The organism is Streptomyces ochraceiscleroticus (assembly GCF_000720485.1).
Classification (GTDB): domain Bacteria; phylum Actinomycetota; class Actinomycetes; order Streptomycetales; family Streptomycetaceae; genus Streptomyces; species Streptomyces ochraceiscleroticus.
The window spans coordinates 102431-121888 of record NZ_JOAX01000020.1 but is presented as its reverse complement, the minus strand read 5'-3'; the positions used below and the strand labels follow the sequence as shown (position 1 = coordinate 121888).

At 73.3% G+C, this 19458-nt stretch carries 16 protein-coding genes and 1 pseudogene; 10 read left to right on the top strand and 7 right to left on the bottom strand.

Annotated features, from left to right (window positions below; genetic code table 11):
* Positions 1–166 precede the first annotated feature (166 nt).
* The 3 genes from IG84_RS0123765 to dmpG are packed head-to-tail and all read left to right on the top strand — an operon-like array spanning position 167 to position 2999.
* Positions 167–1006, top strand: a complete 840-nt coding sequence (locus IG84_RS0123765; RefSeq protein WP_031060852.1) for a 2-keto-4-pentenoate hydratase — start codon at positions 167–169, stop codon at positions 1004–1006.
* Positions 1003–1971 carry an acetaldehyde dehydrogenase (acetylating) gene (locus IG84_RS0123760; protein WP_031060849.1) on the top strand — a complete coding sequence of 323 codons (969 nt, stop codon included), beginning with the start codon at positions 1003–1005 and terminating at the stop codon, positions 1969–1971. Before IG84_RS0123765 ends, IG84_RS0123760 begins: the two co-directional genes overlap by 4 nt.
* Entirely contained in the window at positions 1968–2999 is a 1032-nt protein-coding gene (gene dmpG / locus IG84_RS0123755; protein ID WP_031060846.1) for a 4-hydroxy-2-oxovalerate aldolase, read from the top strand. Before IG84_RS0123760 ends, dmpG begins: the two co-directional genes overlap by 4 nt.
* Positions 3000–3077: 78 nt before the next feature.
* On the opposite strand, the gene IG84_RS0123750 is transcribed toward dmpG, so the two are convergent.
* The 3 genes and pseudogenes from IG84_RS0123750 to IG84_RS0123740 form a co-directional block, all read right to left on the bottom strand.
* On the bottom strand, positions 3078–3323 hold the full coding sequence (locus IG84_RS0123750) for a type II toxin-antitoxin system RelE family toxin (RefSeq protein ID WP_031060843.1): 246 nt from the start codon (positions 3321–3323) through the stop codon (positions 3078–3080).
* Positions 3320–3580, bottom strand: a complete 261-nt coding sequence (locus tag IG84_RS0123745) for a type II toxin-antitoxin system Phd/YefM family antitoxin (RefSeq protein WP_031060839.1) — start codon at positions 3578–3580, stop codon at positions 3320–3322. The genes IG84_RS0123750 and IG84_RS0123745 overlap by 4 nt, the downstream gene beginning before the upstream one ends.
* A 113-nt stretch (positions 3581–3693) precedes the next feature.
* Positions 3694–4083: pseudogene (locus IG84_RS0123740) on the bottom strand (glycosyl transferase); the annotation flags it as partial.
* A 222-nt stretch (positions 4084–4305) separates the two neighbouring features.
* Here IG84_RS0123740 and IG84_RS0123735 point away from each other — a divergent pair.
* Both IG84_RS0123735 and IG84_RS0123730 read left to right on the top strand, forming a co-directional pair.
* The gene (locus tag IG84_RS0123735) at positions 4306–5502 is read left to right on the top strand and encodes a cytochrome P450 family protein (protein WP_031060833.1); all 1197 of its coding nucleotides are present in this window, start codon (positions 4306–4308) and stop codon (positions 5500–5502) included.
* Positions 5503–5620: 118 nt separating this feature from the next.
* Positions 5621–6523, top strand: coding sequence for a transporter substrate-binding domain-containing protein (locus IG84_RS0123730; protein WP_031060830.1), 903 nt, complete (start codon positions 5621–5623; stop codon positions 6521–6523).
* A 25-nt stretch (positions 6524–6548) separates the two neighbouring features.
* Here IG84_RS0123730 and IG84_RS39010 read toward each other — a convergent pair whose 3' ends face one another.
* The 4 genes from IG84_RS39010 to IG84_RS0123710 form a co-directional block, all read right to left on the bottom strand.
* On the bottom strand, positions 6549–10355 hold the full coding sequence (locus IG84_RS39010) for an SAV_2336 N-terminal domain-related protein (protein WP_051862305.1): 3807 nt from the start codon (positions 10353–10355) through the stop codon (positions 6549–6551).
* Between the two features lie 5 nt (positions 10356–10360).
* Positions 10361–11260 (bottom strand): AAA family ATPase, encoded by a 900-nt coding sequence (locus tag IG84_RS0123720; protein WP_051862334.1) that lies wholly within the window; start codon positions 11258–11260, stop codon positions 10361–10363.
* A 162-nt stretch (positions 11261–11422) separates the two neighbouring features.
* Positions 11423–13792 carry a VMAP-C domain-containing protein gene (locus IG84_RS42660; protein WP_031060821.1) on the bottom strand — a complete coding sequence of 790 codons (2370 nt, stop codon included), beginning with the start codon at positions 13790–13792 and terminating at the stop codon, positions 11423–11425.
* The gene (locus IG84_RS0123710) at positions 13793–14185 is read right to left on the bottom strand and encodes a CU044_2847 family protein (protein WP_031060819.1); all 393 of its coding nucleotides are present in this window, start codon (positions 14183–14185) and stop codon (positions 13793–13795) included.
* Positions 14186–14389: 204 nt separating this feature from the next.
* Here IG84_RS0123710 and IG84_RS0123705 point away from each other — a divergent pair, with 204 nt between their 5' ends.
* The 5 genes from IG84_RS0123705 to IG84_RS0123685 all read left to right on the top strand — a co-directional run bounded on the left by IG84_RS0123705 (position 14390) and on the right by IG84_RS0123685 (position 19296).
* Complete coding sequence (locus IG84_RS0123705) at positions 14390–15163, top strand: GntR family transcriptional regulator (protein WP_031060818.1); 774 nt, start codon at positions 14390–14392, stop codon at positions 15161–15163.
* Positions 15164–15252: 89 nt separating this feature from the next.
* Positions 15253–16248 carry a sugar ABC transporter substrate-binding protein gene (locus IG84_RS0123700; RefSeq protein WP_031060816.1) on the top strand — a complete coding sequence of 332 codons (996 nt, stop codon included), beginning with the start codon at positions 15253–15255 and terminating at the stop codon, positions 16246–16248.
* Positions 16249–16370: 122 nt separating this feature from the next.
* On the top strand, positions 16371–17384 hold the full coding sequence (locus tag IG84_RS0123695) for a sugar ABC transporter substrate-binding protein (RefSeq protein WP_031060813.1): 1014 nt from the start codon (positions 16371–16373) through the stop codon (positions 17382–17384).
* Positions 17381–18451 (top strand): ABC transporter permease, encoded by a 1071-nt coding sequence (locus IG84_RS0123690; protein ID WP_031060811.1) that lies wholly within the window; start codon positions 17381–17383, stop codon positions 18449–18451. Before IG84_RS0123695 ends, IG84_RS0123690 begins: the two co-directional genes overlap by 4 nt.
* The gene (locus IG84_RS0123685) at positions 18448–19296 is read left to right on the top strand and encodes an ATP-binding cassette domain-containing protein (RefSeq protein ID WP_031060808.1); all 849 of its coding nucleotides are present in this window, start codon (positions 18448–18450) and stop codon (positions 19294–19296) included. Before IG84_RS0123690 ends, IG84_RS0123685 begins: the two co-directional genes overlap by 4 nt.
* Positions 19297–19458 lie beyond the last annotated feature (162 nt).

Sequence of the window (19458 nt, the reverse complement as noted above, 5' to 3'; positions counted from 1 at the left end):
GCTCGACCCGGCTTCGTTGGCTGCGTCGTTCCGTGTCACGGAACAAACATTGTCCCGTCCACGGCCCCACGTCTATACCGGAGCCCACGCCTTCCCTTCGGAAGATCGCCCGGCCGCCCAGCCGCCGCTCACACGCCGCCTCTTCACGCCGATCAGGAGACGCTCCATGCCGACCCCACCCGAGTCCGTCCGCGCGGACGGCGCGCCGCCCGCCGTCGTCAAGGCCGCCGACATCCTGGCGGAGGCCGCCCGTACCGGCGTGCCCTGCGCCCCCGTACGCGGCCTGCTGCCCGAAGGCGACCTGGAGACCGCGTACGCGGTCCAGCGGCTCACCATCGAGCGCGAAATCGCCGCCGGCGGCCGGATCGTCGGCCGCAAGACCGGCCTCACCTCGCCCGCGGTCCAGGCCCAGCTCGGCGTGGACCGCCCGGACTTCGGCGCCCTGCTCGCCGGCATGGCGGTGCCCGAGGGCGAGCCGGTGGCGGCCGGACGGCTGCTGCAGCCCAAGGTGGAGGCGGAGGTCGCGCTCGTCCTGGGGGCCGGCCTGCCGCACCGCGACTGCACCGTCGCGGACGTGCTGCGCGCGACGGACTTCGCGCTGGCCGCGCTGGAGATCGTCGACAGCCGGGTGGCCGGCTGGGACATCTCGATCGTCGACACCGTCGCCGACAACGCCTCTTCGGGGCTCTTTGTGCTCGGCAGCGCCCCCGTCCCGGTGACGAAGCTGGACCTGCGCGCCGTACGGATGACCATGACCCGCAACGGCGCGCAGGTCTCCACGGGCACCGGCGCCGACTGCCTGGGCAGCCCGCTCAACGCCGCCGCCTGGCTGGCCTCCGCGCTCGCCGCGACGGGCGACCCGCTGCGGGCCGGCGACGTCGTACTGACCGGCGCGCTCGGCCCGATGGCGGCCGCGGCACCGGGCGACGTGTTCGAGGCGCACATCTCGGGGCTGGGCTCGGTGACGACCCGGTTCGCGGCGGAGACGGAAGGAGAGCAGCGATGAGCGAGCACGCCCCCGACGCGCGCACCAAGGTCGCGATCATCGGCTCCGGCAACATCGGCACCGACCTGATGATCAAGGTGCTGCGGCTCTCCGAGAGCCTCGAAATCGTCGCGCTGGCCGGCATCGACCCCGACTCCGACGGCCTCGCCCGGGCCCGCCGGCTGAAGATCGCCACCACCCACGAAGGCGTCGAAGGGCTGGTGAAGCTCCCCGAGTTCGAGGACGTACGGATCGTCTTCGACGCCACCTCCGCCGGGGCGCACCGCCACCACGACGAGGTACTGCGCGCCCTCGGCCGTACGGTCATCGACCTGACCCCGGCGGCGCTCGGCCCGTACGTCGTGCCGCCGGTCAACCTCGATGCCCATCTGGACGCGCCCAACGTCAACATGGTCACCTGCGGCGGCCAGGCCACCATCCCGGTCGTCGCCGCGGTCTCGGCCGTCACGCCCGTCCACTACGGCGAGATCGTCGCCTCGATCTCCTCGCGCTCGGCGGGGCCCGGCACCCGCGCGAACATCGACGAGTTCACCGAGACCACCGCCGCCGCGATCGAGCGGGTCGGCGGCGCGGCGCGCGGCAAGGCGGTGATCATCCTCAACCCCGCCGAACCGCCACTGATCATGCGGGACACCGTGCACTGCCTGGTGTCGGACGGCGACCGCGAGGCCCTCGCCGCGGCCGTCGCGGAGATGGCCGCGCGGGTCCAGGCGTATGTCCCCGGCTACCGGCTCAAGCAGGAAGTGCAGTTCGAGAAGGTCGTCGCGGGCGACCCGCTGCACGCGCTGCTGCCCGCGGCGGCCGCGTCCGGCGACGCCCTGAAGGTCTCCGTCTTCCTCGAAGTGGAGGGCGCGGCGCACTACCTCCCGGCCTACGCCGGGAACCTCGACATCATGACCTCGGCCGCGCTGCGCACCGCGGAGCGCATCGCCGCACACCGCACCAGCGAGGTGGCAGCACGATGACCAGGCACCAAGCCGGCGCACCGGCCCTGTACGTCCAGGACGTCACCCTCCGGGACGGCATGCACGCCATCCGGCACCGCTACACCGTCGACCAGGCCCGCGCCATCGCCGCCGCCCTGGACGCGGCCGGCGTCGGCGCCATCGAAATCGCCCACGGCGACGGCCTGTCGGGCTCCAGCATCACCTACGGCGTCGGCGCGCACACCGACTGGGAGTGGATCGAGGCCGTCACCGACGCCGCGAAGACCGCCGTACCGACCACCCTCCTGCTCCCCGGCATCGGCACCGTCCGGGACCTCAAGCAGGCGCACGCGCTCGGCATCCGCTCCGTCCGCATCGCGACCCACTGCACCGAGGCCGATGTATCGGCCCAGCACATCGCGGTCGCCCGCGAACTCGGCATGGACGTGGCCGGGTTCCTGATGATGTCCCACATGGCGGAGCCCGCCGAACTGGCCCGCCAGGCCAAGCTGATGGAGTCCTACGGCGCGCAGTGCGTGTACGTCACCGACTCCGGCGGCCGGCTGACCATGGACGGCGTACGCGACCGCTTCCGCGCCTACCGCGACGTCCTCGACCCGGACACCGGGCTCGGCATCCACGCCCATCACAACCTCGCGCTCGGCGTCGCCAACACCGTCGTCGCCGTGGAGCACGGCGCCACCCGCGTCGACGCCTCGCTGGCCGGCCAGGGCGCGGGCGCCGGCAACTGCCCGCTGGAGGCGTTCGTGGCCGTCGCCGACCTGATGGGCTGGGAGCACGGCTGCGACCTGTTCCCGCTGATGGACGCGGCCGACGACCTCGTACGCCCGCTCCAGGACCGCGAGGTGCGGGTGGACCGGGAGACCCTGAGCCTGGGGTACGCGGGGGTCTACTCCAGCTTCCTGCGGCACGCCGAGGCGGCCGCCGACCGGTACGGCCTGGACACCCGCACCATCCTCGTCGAGGTGGGCCGCCGGGGCCTGGTCGGCGGCCAGGAGGACATGATCACGGACGTCGCCCTGGACATGGTGGCGGCGCGGGGCTGAGGCTGAGACAACATCCAAACGGCCGGCGCCCGTCCCGGCGTGTCCTGCCGGAACGGGCGCTGTCTGCGGCCAGAGCTGTCAGCGCAGGCGACCGAGGTGAATGACGCTGATGCGGACCTGCCGATCGATGACCTCGTACATCAGGCGGTAGCGACCGATATGGATGCGCAACACGTCGGCGCCGCCGGACGCGCCCTCGGGTCTCGGATCGTCGGCGAGACGGTCGACGGCGCTGAACACCTGCCGCACGCCGGTCGGATCATCCTTGGCGAACCGCTCTGCCTGGGCGAGGGCCTCGGGCTCCCAGATGATCTCGTAGCTCACGCCTCATCCCCGCCGAACACCCGGCGGTACGCCTCGGCCTGCGAGACGCCGGCGCTTTCGCCCTGTGCCTGGCGCGCACGGTAGGCGGACAGGGCCCGCATCTCCTCCAGCTCCAGGGCATCGGCGGGGCTGACCAGTATGGCGATGGTTTGCCCGTGGTCGGTGATGGCGACCGGTTCGCGGGTGGCGCTGACCTCGCGCGCGATGGCGCCCAGCCGGGCGCGGGCCTCCACGATCGAGTAAGTGCTCTCCGTCATGCTCACTACCTTACAGAAGTGTACACATCCTGCCAGGCGATCCGGCCTTTCGACGGCAGCAGCTTCTGACGCCACGGAGAGGGCCGCGGCCACCAGGCACCGGCCCTCCGCCGGGTGGGGGAGAGCTGGAGCGTGGGCCGCCCCTGCGACTCGGCGAGCGCCCGGCCCGCGTACCCGCCGATGTCGTACAGGTACAGGTCGGCCGGGTCGTCGTCGTACAGCGCGTGCAGCTGCGGCAGCATCCGGACGGCGTCGTCGAGGAAGACGGTCATCCCCTCGACCGGGTCCTCGGGCCAGGTGCCGCCGGTCACCGGGGGAAGGGTGGAGCGGTACGGGCGCAGCTCGGCGCCGGTCGAGGTGACCAGGTCGGCCAGGAACGGGTCGTTGGCGTACGTGACGCGGTGGCCGCGGGCCACCAGCTCCCGGATGATCTCGATACCGGGGAGGGTGTGGCTGATGACGGGATTGCCGATCATCGCGATGTGGGCAGTACGGGAAGCCATGGAGGATCACTCGATTCAGATCTGCGGTGGGCAGGACACATCGGCCCGGCACCTGGCGCCTGGTGCTGCGGCGCGGGCGGGCGAACGGGCAGTGCGGCGGGCGGAGTCGCCGCCGGGGCCGTGTCAGCCGTAGATCTGGTGGTGATGCATGGCCCCAACGTAACCTCGTGTGCCTGAGGCGACCAATCATTTTTCGAGGCCCAGCGGCCAGGGGGAGCGCACATGACGGACATCGTCGAACTCACCGCGTTAGGACCGGACTTCACCAGCGACCCGTATCCGTACTACGCCGCGCTGCGGGTGCGAGGCCCGGTGCACCGGGTGCGGCTGCCCGACGGCCGCGAAGTCTGGCTGGTCGTCGGATACGACGAGGCCCGGGCCGCGCTCGCCGACCCCCGGCTGAAGAAGGACTGGTCGGCGCACCCCGAGTGGCAGCCGGAAGGGGACAGCGGCCAGCTCCTCAGCAACATGCTGCAGAGCGACCCGCCGCGCCACACCCGGCTGCGGAAGCTGGTCGCCAGGGCCTTCACCGGCGGCGCGGTCGAGGCGCTCCGCCCGACCGTGCAGCGCATCACCGACGGCCTGATCGACGACATGCTCGCGAAGTCCCCGGACGGCCGTGCCGACCTGGTCGACGCGCTCGCCTACCCGTTGCCCATGACGGTGATCTGCGAGCTGCTGGGCGTGCCGGACCTGGACCGGGAGCGGTTCCGGCGCTGGTCGGACGCGTTCGTCACCACCGACGGGCCGGGCGGCAAGGACGGCACGGAGGCCGAGCTCGCGCGCTACATGAAGCAGCTCATCGAGGACAAGCGGCACACGCCGGGCCCCGACCTCTTCAGCGCGCTCATCCGCACCACCGACGAGGACGGCGACCGGCTCTCCGGCGACGAACTGGTCGGCATGGCCTTCCTCCTGCTCGTCGCCGGCCACGAAACCACAGTCGGACTGATCGCCAACGGCACCCTCGCCCTGCTGCGCCACCCGGACCAGCTCGCCGCGCTGCGTGCCGACTTCGGGCTGCTGGACAACGCCGTCGAGGAGATGCTGCGGTACGACGGGCCGGTGGAGACCAGCACCTGGCGCTTCACCGGGGAGCCGGTGGAGATCGGCGGCACGGTGCTGCCGGCCGGTGACATCGTCGTCGTGGCGCTGGCGTCGGCCGCCCGGGAGCCCGGCCGGTTCGATGCGCCCGACCGCTTCGACATCACCCGCGAGACCCGCGGCCACCTGGCCTTCGGGCACGGCATCCACTACTGCCTGGGCGCCCCGCTGGCCCGCATGGAGGGGCGGATCGCCGTCCGCACGCTCCTGGAGCGCTGCCCGGACCTCGCCCTGGACGCCGACCCCGCCACGCTGCAGTGGCGCTCCGGCCTCCTCATGCGCGGCCCGGTCCGCCTGCCGGTACGGGTGCGCTGACGACGGTACGGATGCGCTGAATGGCGCTGCGGGCTTAAGCTCTTGATCTTGCCGAGCCCTTGTCGGCCCATGCCGGCCCAGGAGCTTGCCCGCAGCCCCCGCCGCGTCAGGAGTCGCCATGAAGCGTGCCGTCACGCTGTCCGCCCTCGCCTGCCTTCTCGCCGCCACCGCCGCAGCGCCCACCGCGTTCGCCGGGGACGGCAAGCCGGAGGCGTCCGCCACGCCGGACGCGTCCGGCACACCCTCCGCGCCGGCCGCCAAGGGCGCCAAGACCGCCAAGGCAGCCAAGAAGAAGGTCGTCCACAAGCTCGCGCCCAGCCTCCTGGACACCGTGCCGCGCCGCGGCACCCTGCGGGTGTGCACCACCGGCGACTACCGCCCCTTCACCTCCTGGGACCGGAAGACCGAGACGTACAGCGGCGTGGACATCGACATGGCGCGGGACCTGGCGAAGAGCCTGGACGCCAAGGCCGTCTTCGTCCCCACCACCTGGGCGAGCCTCGTCGCCGACCTCGACGGCGGGCGCTGCGACATAGCCGTCGGCGGCGTCTCCATCACGCTGCCGCGCGCCCGCAAGCTCGCCTTCAGCGAGCCGACCCGTACGGACGGCAAGACGCCGATCGTGCGCTGCGAGGACAAGGACAAGTACCGCACGCTGGAGGACATCGACAAGCCGGAGACGCACGTCGTCGTCAACCCGGGCGGTACGAACGAGGAGTTCGCGCGCTCGCACCTGAAGCAGGCGAAGATCACGGTGCACAACGACAACAACACGATCTTCGACGAGATCGTCGCGGGCCGGGCCGACGTGATGATGACGGACGCCAGCGAGACGCTCTACCAGGCCAAGCTCCACCCCGAGCTGTGCTCCGTGCACCCGGACGAGCCCTTCACCTTCGCCGAGAAGGCATACGCGCTGCCGCGCAAGGACTTCCAGTTCAAGGGGTACGTCGACCAGTTCGTGCACTTGGCGAAGCACGATGGCACGTATGAGAAGTACGAGGACGAGTGGATGAAGTGACGCGCGGCGCGGGCCCGGCGCGGCGTCAGTCGTCCGTGCCGTACAGCGCCGCGCGCGACGTGCCCCAGTCGCCGGGGTAGTGGCGGTCGAGGGCGGTGAGTGCCTCGCTCAGGGCCGGGACGAGGATGCCGTACGGGTCGGTCAGCGGGTCGAAGTAGGGGCGGCCCGGCTGGGCGTCGGCGCGGACCCGGCCGCTCGCACTGCGGGCCGGCTCCGGGCCGAGCCAGGCGGCGGCCAGCGCCCGCGCCATCGCCGCCGGCGGGCCGTCCTGCGCGAGCGGCCGGACGAGGCGGTGGTAGCGGCGGACCGGTGAGTCGTCGGAGAAGAGGACGTAGTCGCGCACCGGCGCGCGCCGGACCAGGTCGAATGCCTCGCTCCGGGCCGCCCGGTCCGTCGTCCGCTCGAACAAGCGGCTGAGGTACTCCGCGGCCACCGGCAGGTCGCCGAGCGCCAGCGCGTGGTGCGCGGCGACCGCCCCCTGGCCGTGGTCGCGCGCCCGCAGCCGCAGCGCGTCGTGGGCGTGCCGCCAGGTGAACGCGCCGGTCTCCGGCCGCCCGGCCAGTTCGCGCAGCAGCAGGTGGCGCAGCAGCGGGTGCAACTGGTCGGTCTGGCCGTCCTGCACGGGCGGGGTGAGCAGGCCGTGCGTACGGAAGTGGGCCAGGGCGCCCTGCGCGCGCTCGTCCGCGTCGCCCCACAGCCCCCAGGCCGTGAACGCGTGATCCAGGTCGACCGCCGCCGCGGCCCGCGGCAGCAGCTCCCGTACCTCCTCGGGCACGTCCCGCAGCAGGGTGTGCAGCAGGTCGCCCGCGAAGTCCCAGCCCGTGCCCTCGGGCAGCGGTCCGGCCGGCGTGAGCAGCCGGCGCAGCCGGTACGCCCAGTCGGTGTCCGCGGGGAAGCGGGGTAACGCGTCCAGGAGTGCCGCGACCGCGCCGGGGTGGCCGCGCGTCACATCGTGCACGAGGCGGCCGAGCCAGGCAGCCGGGCGCGCGACCGGCGGCCGGGGCAGGCCGCGGGTGCCGCCGAGTGTCTCCGCCGCCAGCTCGGTGACCTCGGCCAGGGACAGCCCGCCGAGCTGGGCGACGACCAGGTCGTCCGCCGTCCGGTTCTCCTGACGGTGCGTCAGGCGCCAGTGGGTGAGCTGGAAGCGCAGGTCGGGCCCGGCAAGTTGCTCGGGGTCGACCTGCCGGGGCACGGTCCCGGCGGTGGCCACGGCCAGCAGCGGGTCCCAGGCCGGGGTGACGCCGCTGTCCAGCGCCCGGGCATGGGCCAGCCCCTGCAGGAACTCCTCACCCACCGCGCAGTCGGCGTTGTCCAGCAGGAGGAGGCAGTTCGTGGAGCGCCGGTGTGGTGTGCCGCTGCCGTAGGCCGTCCGCAGGTCCGAGAGCAGCGCCCGCAGCAGTACTTCGTCCATGATCCCGGCCTCGTCCGGGCGGCCCGCGAGCTGCCGCCGCAGATACCGCAGCAGGTCACGGGCGCTGCCGCTACTGCGCCGTGCGATGCCTGCCAGCGCCCGCTCCAGGTGCCGCAGCCGCAGCCGCGGTTCACCGGCCAGCCGCAGCACGGCGCCGACGCCGGGCGGCGGCGGTGCGTCCCCGAGCGCTTCCAGACTGCTCTGCAGGCCGGCCCGGACGGTACTGGGGACGTCGCCGAGCGGGAACCGGCCCAGCACACCGCGCGCCGACTCGGCCAGCTCTCTTATGGCACGCGGCGCGGGCGCGAGGGCGAACGCGGTGAGCAGCCCGGCGAAGGCCGGGAAGGTGAGCGCGGAGTGCCGGGCGGCGTCCCGGTGGAACTGCCGGGCCGCCTCCAGTGCCACCTCGGTGATCGAGGAGTAGGCGCTGTCCAGGTCCAGCCAGGCCAGCGGCGCGTCCAGCTCCTGGGCGCGCGCCGACAACTGCCGCAGCAGCGTGGTCTTGCCGCCGCCCGGCGGCCCGAGGAAGAGGTAGGCGGGCAGCTCGCTGTGGGCGTACGGGTCGCGGTGCAGCGCGTCCAGCACCGCCGCCTTCAGCAGCTTCTCGCCGCGCGCCCCGTTCGGGGCGGCGGCAGCGGGCCAGGGCGCGGGGGAGCCGCCGTCGAGGACGCGCGGGCCGGGGAGGACACCGGGCACCGGCGCCCGGCCGGCCGCCGTCGTCCTGGGCGCCGCGATCCGTGCGGCCACCGGCAGCTCGGCGGTCGCCGTCCGGCGCGGCCCCGCCGCCTCCGCGCGCCCGATCCCCAGCCGTACCAGCAGCGCGTCGTTCACCCAGGCGAACGCCCTGGCGTGGTCCGGCAGCCGGTCCGGGCCCGCCGGGTGGGAGATCCAGGCGGGGAAGTCCGGGGAGCGGCCGACCAGTTCGTCCATCCGGCGGCCCACCGTCAGCCCGGTCTCCAGCAGTTCGGCGGTGGGGACGGTGTCGAACAGTATGGCCTTCGTCGCCGCGGGAAAGTCGAACTGCCGCAGCCGCTCGGGCACGTCGTGCGCGGCCGGGGGCGGCACGGCGCGCAGCAGTCCGCCGGAGAACACCTCGGCGAGATGCGCGGTCTCGGCGGGCCAGGACACCGACTCCTGCACCAGCCGCATGGCCGGTACGGACACCGGCGCGAGCGCCGCGAGATGGGCGGCGAGGCGGTACGCCTCGGGCGAGACGGTGTCGCGAAACCGCAGCACGGCGGCGGTCGCCGCGTCGGTGCCGGGCGGCGGCGGGGGCGTCGCGGCGAGGTCCTCGCCGAGGTCGCCGGCGGCCGCGGGCGCGGTGCGCAGCAGGGGGAGTACGGCCGTGCCGCCGGGCGAGGCGACCAGCCGAGCCCACTCCGCGACGGAGGCCGGGCGGGGCGCCAGGACGGGGACCGGCACGCCGCGGAAGGACGCCAGCTCGGGCGGCAGGCCCGAGGCGGTGACCTGCCAGGTCGCGTTCGCCGATGCCCGGCCGCGGGTGGTCACCTCCCAGCGGTCGGCCCGTACGCCCGAGCCCTTCCAGAGCTGCGGCGGCAGCACCTGCAGCACCGCGGTCGGGCCGCAGCGGCCCCACCCTGCGAGCACCTCCGCCATGCGGCCGCCGCGCCAGGCCGACCCGATGCCGTCGGTGACGACCAGCACCATCGTGGCGCCGGAGGGGTCCGCGAGGACCGCCGGGTCGCCGTTGGCCGGGCCGTCGCCAAAAGGGCTGCTGCGCAGGGCGGGCCGCCCGCCGCCGCGGGTGTGCAGCCCGTACACCCGGACGTCGCGGAAGGCGCCGAGCCGTTCCAGTACGCCGCGCAGCTCGCCGCAGAGCCGCTGCCACAGCAGCATCGACGTGCCGTCGTCGATGACCAGCGCCAGGTCCAGCCAGCGTTCGCGGGCCGGCAGGATCGCCACGTCCGGGAGCCCGGTCTCGGCCATCGCGTCGACCGTCGCGGCCTCGTCGACCTCGGTACGGACCGGGCTCGGGCGCTGCTGCTGGAGCGGGCGCAGCGCGCGGGAGAGGGCGAGCGCGTCGGTGACGGCCTTGCCCTCGGGGGCGCGTACGGACACGGCCGGGCGGCCGCCGTCCCGCTCGGGGGAGGTGGTGCGGAGCGAGCCGCCGTGCAGACCGTGCCCGGCGTCCGGGCGCCGGGGCGCGCGGGCGGGCGCCTGGGGCCGGGCCTCGCGGCCGGGGGAACGGGAGGGCAGCACCGGCTCCCCGTCCGGCGCCTCCAGCTCCGAGGAGTCGTCCGGCTCCGGCGGCGCCGTCCCGTTCCCCGGCTCCGGATCCGGCTCGGCGGCCTCCTCCTCCGGCACGGGCAGCCGGGTGGCCAGCCAGAGCGCGTCCAGCAGCTCCTGCGGCGACAGCTCCACTCCGCTGTCGCCCAGGATGCGGCGGGCCCGCTCCGGCATCGTGGTTACACCGTCCCGCCGAGCCGGTGCAGCACGGCCTTGCGTACCGCCTCGGCGTCGATGTCCACGCCGCCCGCGCGCAGGAAGACGGCGTTCAGGAGCTGGTCGGTGGCCAGTTCGCCGAGCGCGCGGCGGTTCAGGAACGCGGTGAGCAGGTCGTCGACCTCGGGCAGGATGTCCGGGCCGAGGTGGGCCGCGATGATCTCGCGCAGCCGGGTCTCGTCCGGGTCGGGCAGGTCGAGGCGGACGCAGCGGCGCAGGAAGGCGGGCGGGAAGTCCCGCTCGCCGTTGCTGGTGATCACCACGACCGGGAACTCCCGGCAGCGGACCCGGCCGCGGTGCACCGGCTCGGTCGCGCCCGGATCGGCGGTGAGCACGTCCACGTCGGCCTGGTCCTCGGGCAGCCGGGCCAGCTCCGGGATCTCGAACTCACCGCTCTCGAAGACCGCGAGCAGGTCGTTGGGCAGGTCCACATCGCCCTTGTCCAGCTCGTCGACGAGCAGCACGCGCGGCCGGTCGCGGGGCGCGAGGGCGGTGCCGAGCGGGCCGAGCCGGACGAACGTGCCGATGTGCGGCTCCGGTTCGTCCCGGTCGCGGCGGAGCGACGCCTCGCGCAGCCGGCCCACCGCGTCGTAGCGGTACAGCGCGTCCTGCAGCGTGGCGCGGCTGTTGACCGGCCAGTGCAGCACCCGGCCCAGCGACAGCTCGTGCGCGATGGCCTGCGCGAGCGAGGACTTGCCCGTACCGGGATGGCCGGTGACCAGCAGCGGGCGGCGCAGGTGCAGCGCGGCGCTCACCACGTCGGCCTGCTCCGGGCCGATCAGGTACGGGCCGCCGCCCGGCCCGGCGGCCGAGGTCTCCGTGCGCGCGCGGCCGAACCGGCGCCAGGGCGGCGCCTCGGGCATCGCGGGCCGGCGGGCGAGGCCGTCGCCGCGGAAGAGCCGCCAGCCGTCCGCGGCGCCGGTGCCGCGGACGTCGGCGGGCCGGGCGGGACCGGGGACGGCGGCGTCCGGGGCCTTGCGGGGGTCGGCGGGTGCGTTCTCGGTGCTCATGGCTCCCTGGACTTCCTACAGTTCCGCTCGCTCGGAAGGGTCGGTCAGATGCGCGGTCAGCGGCAGCGGACGGCTCGGATCGTCCCACACCAGGACCGGGCGGGCACGGTGCTCGTCGGGGGAGCGGCGGGCTTTTGCCCGGTACTCCCGTACGGCGTCGGGCAGTTGGTGCACCCGCGAGGGCGGGTCGAGCGCGAAGAGCCGGCCGCCGTCCGCCGCGTGCTCCCCGCGGTCCCACAGCAGTACCGGTACCCCGCAGGCCAGGCACCACGTCGCGGTCCTGGCGCGGGTGCCGTGCGGGGTGCCGACCACCACGACGGACGCGTCCAGGTCCTCGTCGAGCAGCCCGGCCACCCGCCCCGGGTCGTCGTGCGACGCGTCCAGCCGCACCGCGCCCTTCTTGCCCAGCGCCCGCCACCGGCGCCGCCACACGCCGTCGCTGTCGGCCAGCCGCCGGATGCTGGGGCAGCGCAGCACCATCGGATAGCGGGTGCCGACGACCTTGGGCGGCAGCGGCCCCTCGCCCGCGGCGTCCAGGGAGTCCAGGTCGATCTCCAGATCGCCGTGTTCCACGATCAGTTCGACGGCCGGCCACGCCTGTCCGACCGAGGCGCCGGCCAGCCGGTCCAGGTGCTTGTGCAGGACCTTGACGATCTCGGCCGGGGTCAGCGGGTCGGCGCCCGCACCGGCGGCGGGCTGCAGCCGGCCGTCGCCCACGTCCGTCCAGAACCCCACGTCGTACCGGCGGGTGCGGCCGTGGCCCGTGCCGCCGGTCAGCTCCACGACCAGCCGCGGCGGTGCGCTCACCGCGGACTGCGCCCACTGGTCGGCGTCGGCGCGCCGGTCGGCGAGGGTGGCCGCGTCGATGCCGAGGTGGCCCGCCATCCGCTCGTTCCACAGCCGCAGTTCGGTGCGCTGGGCGAGCGGGCTGCCGAGCGCCGCGACGAACTCCACCGCGCGGAGCAGCGCGGGCACGCCCGGCGTTCCGGCCGGCACCTGCCGCCCGTCGCCCGCGCGGCTCTCCAGCGCGCTCACCCAGTGCCGCGCGTACGCGGCGAAGACCTTCGGGTCACTGAGCCCCGTACCGTCCACGACCTTGTCCGGCAGCGGATATGGGAACGCGCTGCGGGTGGCCTCGGGGACCCGCCGCCGGACGTCGTCGGGGAGGGTGCAGAGCAACTGCAGCAGCGCCTGTTCCTCCCACGGGGACATCCAGCGGTCGGTCAGGCGCGGGGTGAGCCGGGCCAGGTCGCGCAGCTCGCGGGCGTGCACCGGGTCGTACGGCGCGAGCACCTCGGCGAGCGCGGGCACCGCCCGGTCGACGGTCAGCAGGACCTCCGTCCACTCCTCCAGCGTGGGCAGCGAGCCGTCCTCGGGATGCGGCAGCCGGCACCGCTCGGCGAAGCGCGCCGCGTGCTTGCGCACATGCGCCTCGTCGGGCAGCGCGCGGTCCAGCAGCACGCGCAGGTCCTCGCGGAGCCGGTCGGGGGTGCGCTGCTGCGGCACCGGATCCGCGCAGTCCGCGAGCAGGGCGCGGGCGCCCGCGGCGATCAGCTCCTCCTTGATGACCTGCCAGGAGAACGACCAGCTCAGCCGGGTGGTCATGGCGGGATCGTAGGGGCCGGGCCCGTGCGTGACCATGGCGGCGACCAGCCCGACCGCGCGGTGATCGCCCACCGACCAGACGGGACCGCCGCTGTAACCGCCGCGGATGGCCGCGCCGGTGGGCCGCCCGTGCACATAGCCGATGCCGCCCTCGCAGGAGACGATCCGGCCGTACGCGGTGTGTTCGGGGTCGCCGGTGCCGTAGCGGGCGCGGACGCTCTGCGCGCCGGTCATCGCGGTCCAGCGGGGCGGGGTGACGCCGGGCGGCGGATCGCCGGTCAGCTCCAGCACGGCGAGGTCGCCGCGCCAGCGCCGGGCGTCGGGCGGCACGGGGGAGTGCCGCTCGGGGAACTGCTCGTCCCGCGGCGGTATCCAGTGCGTGAGCCGGGCGGTGCCGCGGGCGCCGTGCGTGGCGCCGGGGAAGCCCACCGTCAGCTCCACCGCGCCGGGGTGGGAGTGCTCCAGCCGGTCCCGGCCGGCCGCGAGGTTGACGACATGGGCGCAGGTGAGGACGTGCCGCGGGGTGAGGCAGACGCCGGCGCCGACCATGCGGACGCCGCCGCTGGGCGCCGGCGCGGCGGGACTCGGATCGTACGTACCGAGCGCGCCGCTGCCGAGCGCGCTGCCGCCGAGCGGGGTGGCGGCGAACGGAGGCCGCGCGGGCGGCTGTCCGCCGTCCGCCGGGGCGAAGTCCGTGCCGTACACCGTGACCAGCCCGGCCCGCTCGTCCGGCGTCGCGTCCTCCCCGGCGCCCTCGGCGCCGGCGCCGAACCACCGCACTCAGCCCTCCTGGGATGCGGTGTCCGGGAGCTGCCAGCTCGCGGTGATCTTCATGGCGGTCTGGGCGCTGCCCCCGGCGATGCCGAGCTTGAGGTCCTGCCCGATCTGCACGCCGAACTCCACGGACAGCTCCCGCGGAGGGTTCTCCGTGCGCGCGACGGAGTCGTGCACTTCCTGGAGCAGCGGCCCGAGCGGGCTGAGCACCGCCCGCAGCCCGTCCCCGGCGAGCGCGGCCAGCCGCTCGCGGCCCCGGCCCACCGGCTCGACGGTGCCGGCCCCGTCGGGCAGATCAGGACGTGCGGCGGGCACGGCGGGCTCGGGCGTGCCTACGGGGGCGAGGGTGAGGCGGACCAACGTGCGGTCGGACAGATGCAGTTCGGCGTACTCCGGCATTCGTCCATTGTGCCGCCTGCGCCCCCTGTGGCCACCCGTTTCTCCCGATCGGGACGCGCCGAAGCGCTGTCTGTGGTGTGCGGCGGCCCAGGGTGCGGTGATGTCGCTGGACGGCCAGGTCGCGAAGTGGCGCCAGTACATAATGTCCGGACAATGTGACCTCTGGACTTCCCGTCATGGGCAGGGGCGGATACGCTCGGCCGCGTGGGGAAACACGAAGCAGACACCGAGGGCGCCGAGGGCCCTGTCCAGTTCAGCGTCGACCGGAGCAGCCCGGTCCCGCTGTACTTCCAGCTGTCCCAGCAGCTCGAGGCCGCGATCGAGACCGGCAAGCTGGCCCCGGGCAGCCTGCTCGGCAACGAGATCGAGCTCGCGGGCCGGCTGGGCCTGTCCCGGCCGACGGTCCGGCAGGCCATCCAGTCGCTGGTGGACAAGGGGCTGCTCGTCCGCCGCCGCGGCATCGGCACCCAGGTCGTGCACAGCCAGGTCAAGCGCCCGCTGGAGCTGAGCAGCCTCTACGATGACCTGGAGGCGGCCGGCCAGAAGCCCGCCACGAAGGTACTGCTCAACACCACCACCGAGGCCACCGCCGAGGTCGCCGCGGCGCTCGGCGTCGCCGAGGGCGCGGAGGTCGCGCTCGTCGAGCGGCTCCGGCTCACCCACGGCGAGCCCATGGCGCACCTGCGCAACCACCTCCCCCTCGGGCTGATCGAGCTGGAGACCGCACAGCTCGAGAGCACCGGCCTGTACCGCCTGATGCGCAACGCCGGGATCACCCTGCACAGCGCCCGGCAGGCGGTCGGCGCCCGGGTCGCCGACGCGGCGGAGGCCGAGCGGCTGGCCGAGGAGGAGGGCGCCCCGCTGCTCACGATGCAGCGCACGACCTTCGACGACACCGGCCGCCCCGTCGAATTCGGCTCGCACGTCTACCGCGCCTCGCGGTACGCCTTCGAGTTCCAGCTCCTCGTGCGTCCGTAAGAATGTTCTGACAAAGCATTGACGCCGTTCGCTGAACGCCGCTACAAACGCCTCCAGTCGCACTCGCGCGGCAAGGGAGGCGGTTCACGATGCGTACCGTACGAAGCGTCCGCGCGGTCGCGGCAGCCCTCGCGGCGCTCGCCCTCGCCGCCGGCTGCAGCGGCTCCGGCGGCAAGAAGTCCGAGGACGCCGCGTCCGGTGCCTCCGGGAAGGCCGCGAACACGCCCCGCATGACCATCGGCATGGTCAGCCACTCCGGCGAGGGCGACACCTTCTGGGACATCGTCCAGACCGGCGCCGAGCAGGCGGCCGAGAAGGACAATGTGAAATTTCTCTACGCCAATGACAAGGAAGGGTCACGCCAGGCCGAGCTGGTCCGCAGCATGACCGACCAGAAGGTCGACGGGCTCATCGTGACGCTCGCCAAGCCGCAGGCCCTGAAGTCGGCGGTCCGGGCCGCCGTGAAGGCCGGTATCCCGGTGATCACCATCAACTCCGGCGGCGAGTACTCCCGGCAGTACGGCGCCCTCACCCATATCGGCCAGGACGAGTCCGTCGCGGGCGAGGCGGTCGGCGCGGAGCTGGACAAGCGCGGCCGCGAGAAGGCCCTGTGCGTCATCCACGAGCAGGGCAACGTCTCCCTGGAGGACCGCTGCGCCGGTGTGCAGAAAGCTTTCGACGGTACGGTCGAGAACCTCAACGTCGACGGGACGAACGCGCCGTCCTCGCAGTCCTCCATCGAGGCGAAGCTCCAGTCGGACAAGGACATCGACGCGATCGTCACGCTCGGCGCACCCATCGCGGCGATCTCGGCCAAGGCCCGGGAGCAGGCGGGCAGCGCGGCGCAGCTCGCGACGTTCGACCTGAACGCCGCCGTGGTGAAGAGCCTGAAGGCGAAGGACATCACCTTCGCCGTCGACCAGCAGCCCTACCTCCAGGGGTACGAAGCGGTCGATCTGCTCTGGCTGAACCGGACCAATGCGAACGTACTGGGCGGCGGCCGCCCGGTGCTCACCGGCCCGGCCATCGTCACCGGCAAGGACGTGCCGGCGCTGGAGAAGTACACCGCTCGCGGGACCCGCTGACCCCGGGACCAGCACGCATAACGGATACTTGGCGGTTGGGTCCGATCCGTCGGGCCCGCGGAACGACTACGGACAGTGAGATCCACAGGGATCCAGCGATCCAACGAGAAGGGCACGACCTCGTGGCAAGGGTTCGGACAGGGGCACGCGCGCTGGGCGCCGTGCTGGCAGGGGTGCTCGGCCTGGCCCTGGCGGGCTGCAGCGCCACCGGCGGCAAGCGGGCCGAAGAGGCGCGCGAGGCGCAGGTGGCCGGCGGCCGGGCGGCCGTGAACACCCCGAAGTGGACCTTCGCCATGGTCAGCCACTCGGGCGACGGCGACACCTTCTGGGACATCGTGCAGAACGGCGCCAAGCAGGCCGCCGCCAAGGACAACATCAAGTTCGTCTACGGGCACGACAAGGAAGGCAGCCGCCAGGCGCAGCTCGTCCAGTCCTACATCGACCAGAAGGTCGACGGGCTGATCGTCACGCTCGCCAAGCCGGACGCCATGAAGGGCGCACTGGCCAAGGCCGAGAAGGCCGGCATCCCGGTGATCACCGTGAACTCCGGCTCCGAGGTCTCCGAGAAGTACGGCGCGCTCACCCACGTCGGCCAGGACGAGTCGATCGCCGGCGAGGCGGTCGGCGAGGAGCTGAACAAGCGCCACAGGAAGAAGGCCCTGTGCGTCCTGCACGAGCAGGGCAACGTCGGCCACGAGCAGCGCTGCGACGGCGCGCAGAAGACCTTCGAGGGCACGATGAAGAAGCTGTACGTCGAGGGCACGAACATGCCCGACGTGCAGTCCTCCATCGAGTCCCAGCTCCAGGCCGACCCGGAGATCGACTCTGTCGTCACGCTGGGCGCGCCGTTCGCCGCCACCGCCGTGAAGGCCAAGGACCAGGCGAACAGCAAGGCCGAGATCGACACCTTCGACCTGAACGCGCAGGTCGCCGACGGGCTGCAGGACGGCTCGCTCGGCTTCGCCGTCGACCAGCAGCCCTACCTCCAGGGCTACCAGGCGGTGGACCTGCTCTGGCTGTACAAGTACAACTCCGACGTCCTCGGCGGTGGCCGTCCGGTGCTCACCGGGCCCCAGGTGGTCACCAAGAAGGACGCCGGCGCGCTGGCCGAATACACGAAGCGGGGGACCCGATGAGCACCGCCGCACCACCCGCGGAACCGCAACCGACCGAGCCGACCGAGGGCCCGGACGAGCGCCTCGTGCACCGCTCGCTCGCCCGCCGCCTGATGGGCCGCCCCGAACTGGGCGCGGTGGTCGGCGCGATCGCCGTCTTCCTGTTCTTCTCGTTCGCGGCCGACACCTTCCTGCAGGCGGACAGCCTCTCGACGGTGCTGTACGCGTCCTCGACGATCGGCATCATGGCCGTACCGGTCGCGCTGCTGATGATCGGCGGCGAGTTCGACCTGTCGGCCGGCGTCATGGTCGTCAGCTCGGCGCTGATCTCCTCGATGTTCAGCTACCAGATGACGGCGAACACCTGGGTGGGCGTCGGGGTGTCCCTGCTGGTCACCCTCGCCATCGGGGTCTTCAACGGCTTCCTGCTGACGCGGACGAAGCTGCCCAGCTTCATCATCACGCTCGGCACGTTCTTCATGCTGACCGGCCTGAACCTCGGCTTCACCAAGCTGATCAGCGGCACGGTCTCCACGAAGTCCATCGCCGACATGGAGGGCTTCGAGTCGGCCCGGGTGCTCTTCGCCTCCCACCTCACGATCGGCGGCGTGGACATCCAGGTCACGATCCTGTGGTGGATCGCGCTGATCGCGCTCGCCACCTGGATCCTGCTGCGCACCCGCGTCGGCAACTGGATCTTCGCGGTCGGCGGCAACGCGGACGCGGCCCGCGCGGTCGGCGTCCCGGTCACCAAGACCAAGATCGGCCTGTACATGGGCGTCGCCTTCGCCGCCTGGATCTCCGGCCAGCACCTGCTGTTCTCCTACGACGCGATCCAGTCCGGCGACGGCGTCGGCAACGAGTTCCTCTACATCATCGCGGCGGCCGTCGGCGGCTGCCTGATGACCGGCGGCTACGGCTCGGCGATCGGCGCCGCGGTCGGCGCCTTCATCTTCGGCATGACCAGCAAGGGCATCGTGTACGCCCAGTGGAACCCGGACTGGTACAAGTTCTTCCTCGGCGCGATGCTGCTGCTCGCCACGCTGCTGAACGCCTGGGTACGCAAGCGCGCGGAGGCGAGCAAATGAGTACCGCGACCGAATCCGATCCCCGTACCGAAGCCGGCACGCCGCTCGTCGAGCTGAGCGACGTCAGCAAGTACTACGGCAACGTCAAGGCCCTCGAAGGGGTCTCGCTGGAGGTGCACGCGGGGGAGATCTCCTGCGTGCTCGGCGACAACGGCGCCGGCAAGTCCACCCTCATCAAGATCATCGCGGGGCTGCACCAGCACGACGCCGGCTCCTTCACGATCGAGGGCGAGGAGGCCCGGCTCTCCTCTCCGCGCGAGGCGCTGGACCGCGGCATCGCGACCGTCTACCAGGACCTCGCCGTCGTCCCCCTGATGCCGGTCTGGCGGAACTTCTTCCTCGGCTCCGAGCCGACGAAGGGGTTCGGCCCCTTCAAGCACCTCGACGCCCGCGCGATGCGCGAGACCACCCGCTCCGAGCTGCTGCGGATGGGCATCGACCTGCGCGACGTCGACCAGCCGATCGGCACCCTCTCCGGCGGCGAGCGGCAGTGCGTGGCCATCGCCCGCGCCGTCTACTTCGGCGCGAAGGTCCTCGTCCTGGACGAGCCGACCGCCGCGCTCGGCGTCAAGCAGTCCGGCGTGGTCCTCAAGTACGTCGCCGCCGCCCGGGACGCGGGCCTCGGCGTCGTCCTGATCACCCACAACCCGCACCACGCCTACCTCGTCGGCGACCGCTTCGTCCTCCTCAAGCGCGGCACGATGGCCGGCAGCCACCTCAAGTCGGAGATCGCCCTGGAGGAGCTGACCCGCCAGATGGCCGGCGGCAGCGAACTGGAGCAGCTCAGCCACGAGCTGGAGCGCGCGCAGGGCCCGGAGCACCTCGGCGGCCACCCCATGCACTGACGCCGGGCGTACGGGTGCCGGTGGCCGGGTACGGGTGCGGCGCGCGGGACGGCTTCCGCGGAGGCGCCGGTCCCCGGCGGTAGCTTCGCCGGTACGGGTGTCAGGTGACCCCGCGGCGCGCCCGCGCCGAGTACGGCACAGGCACAGCGCCGAGTACGCCAC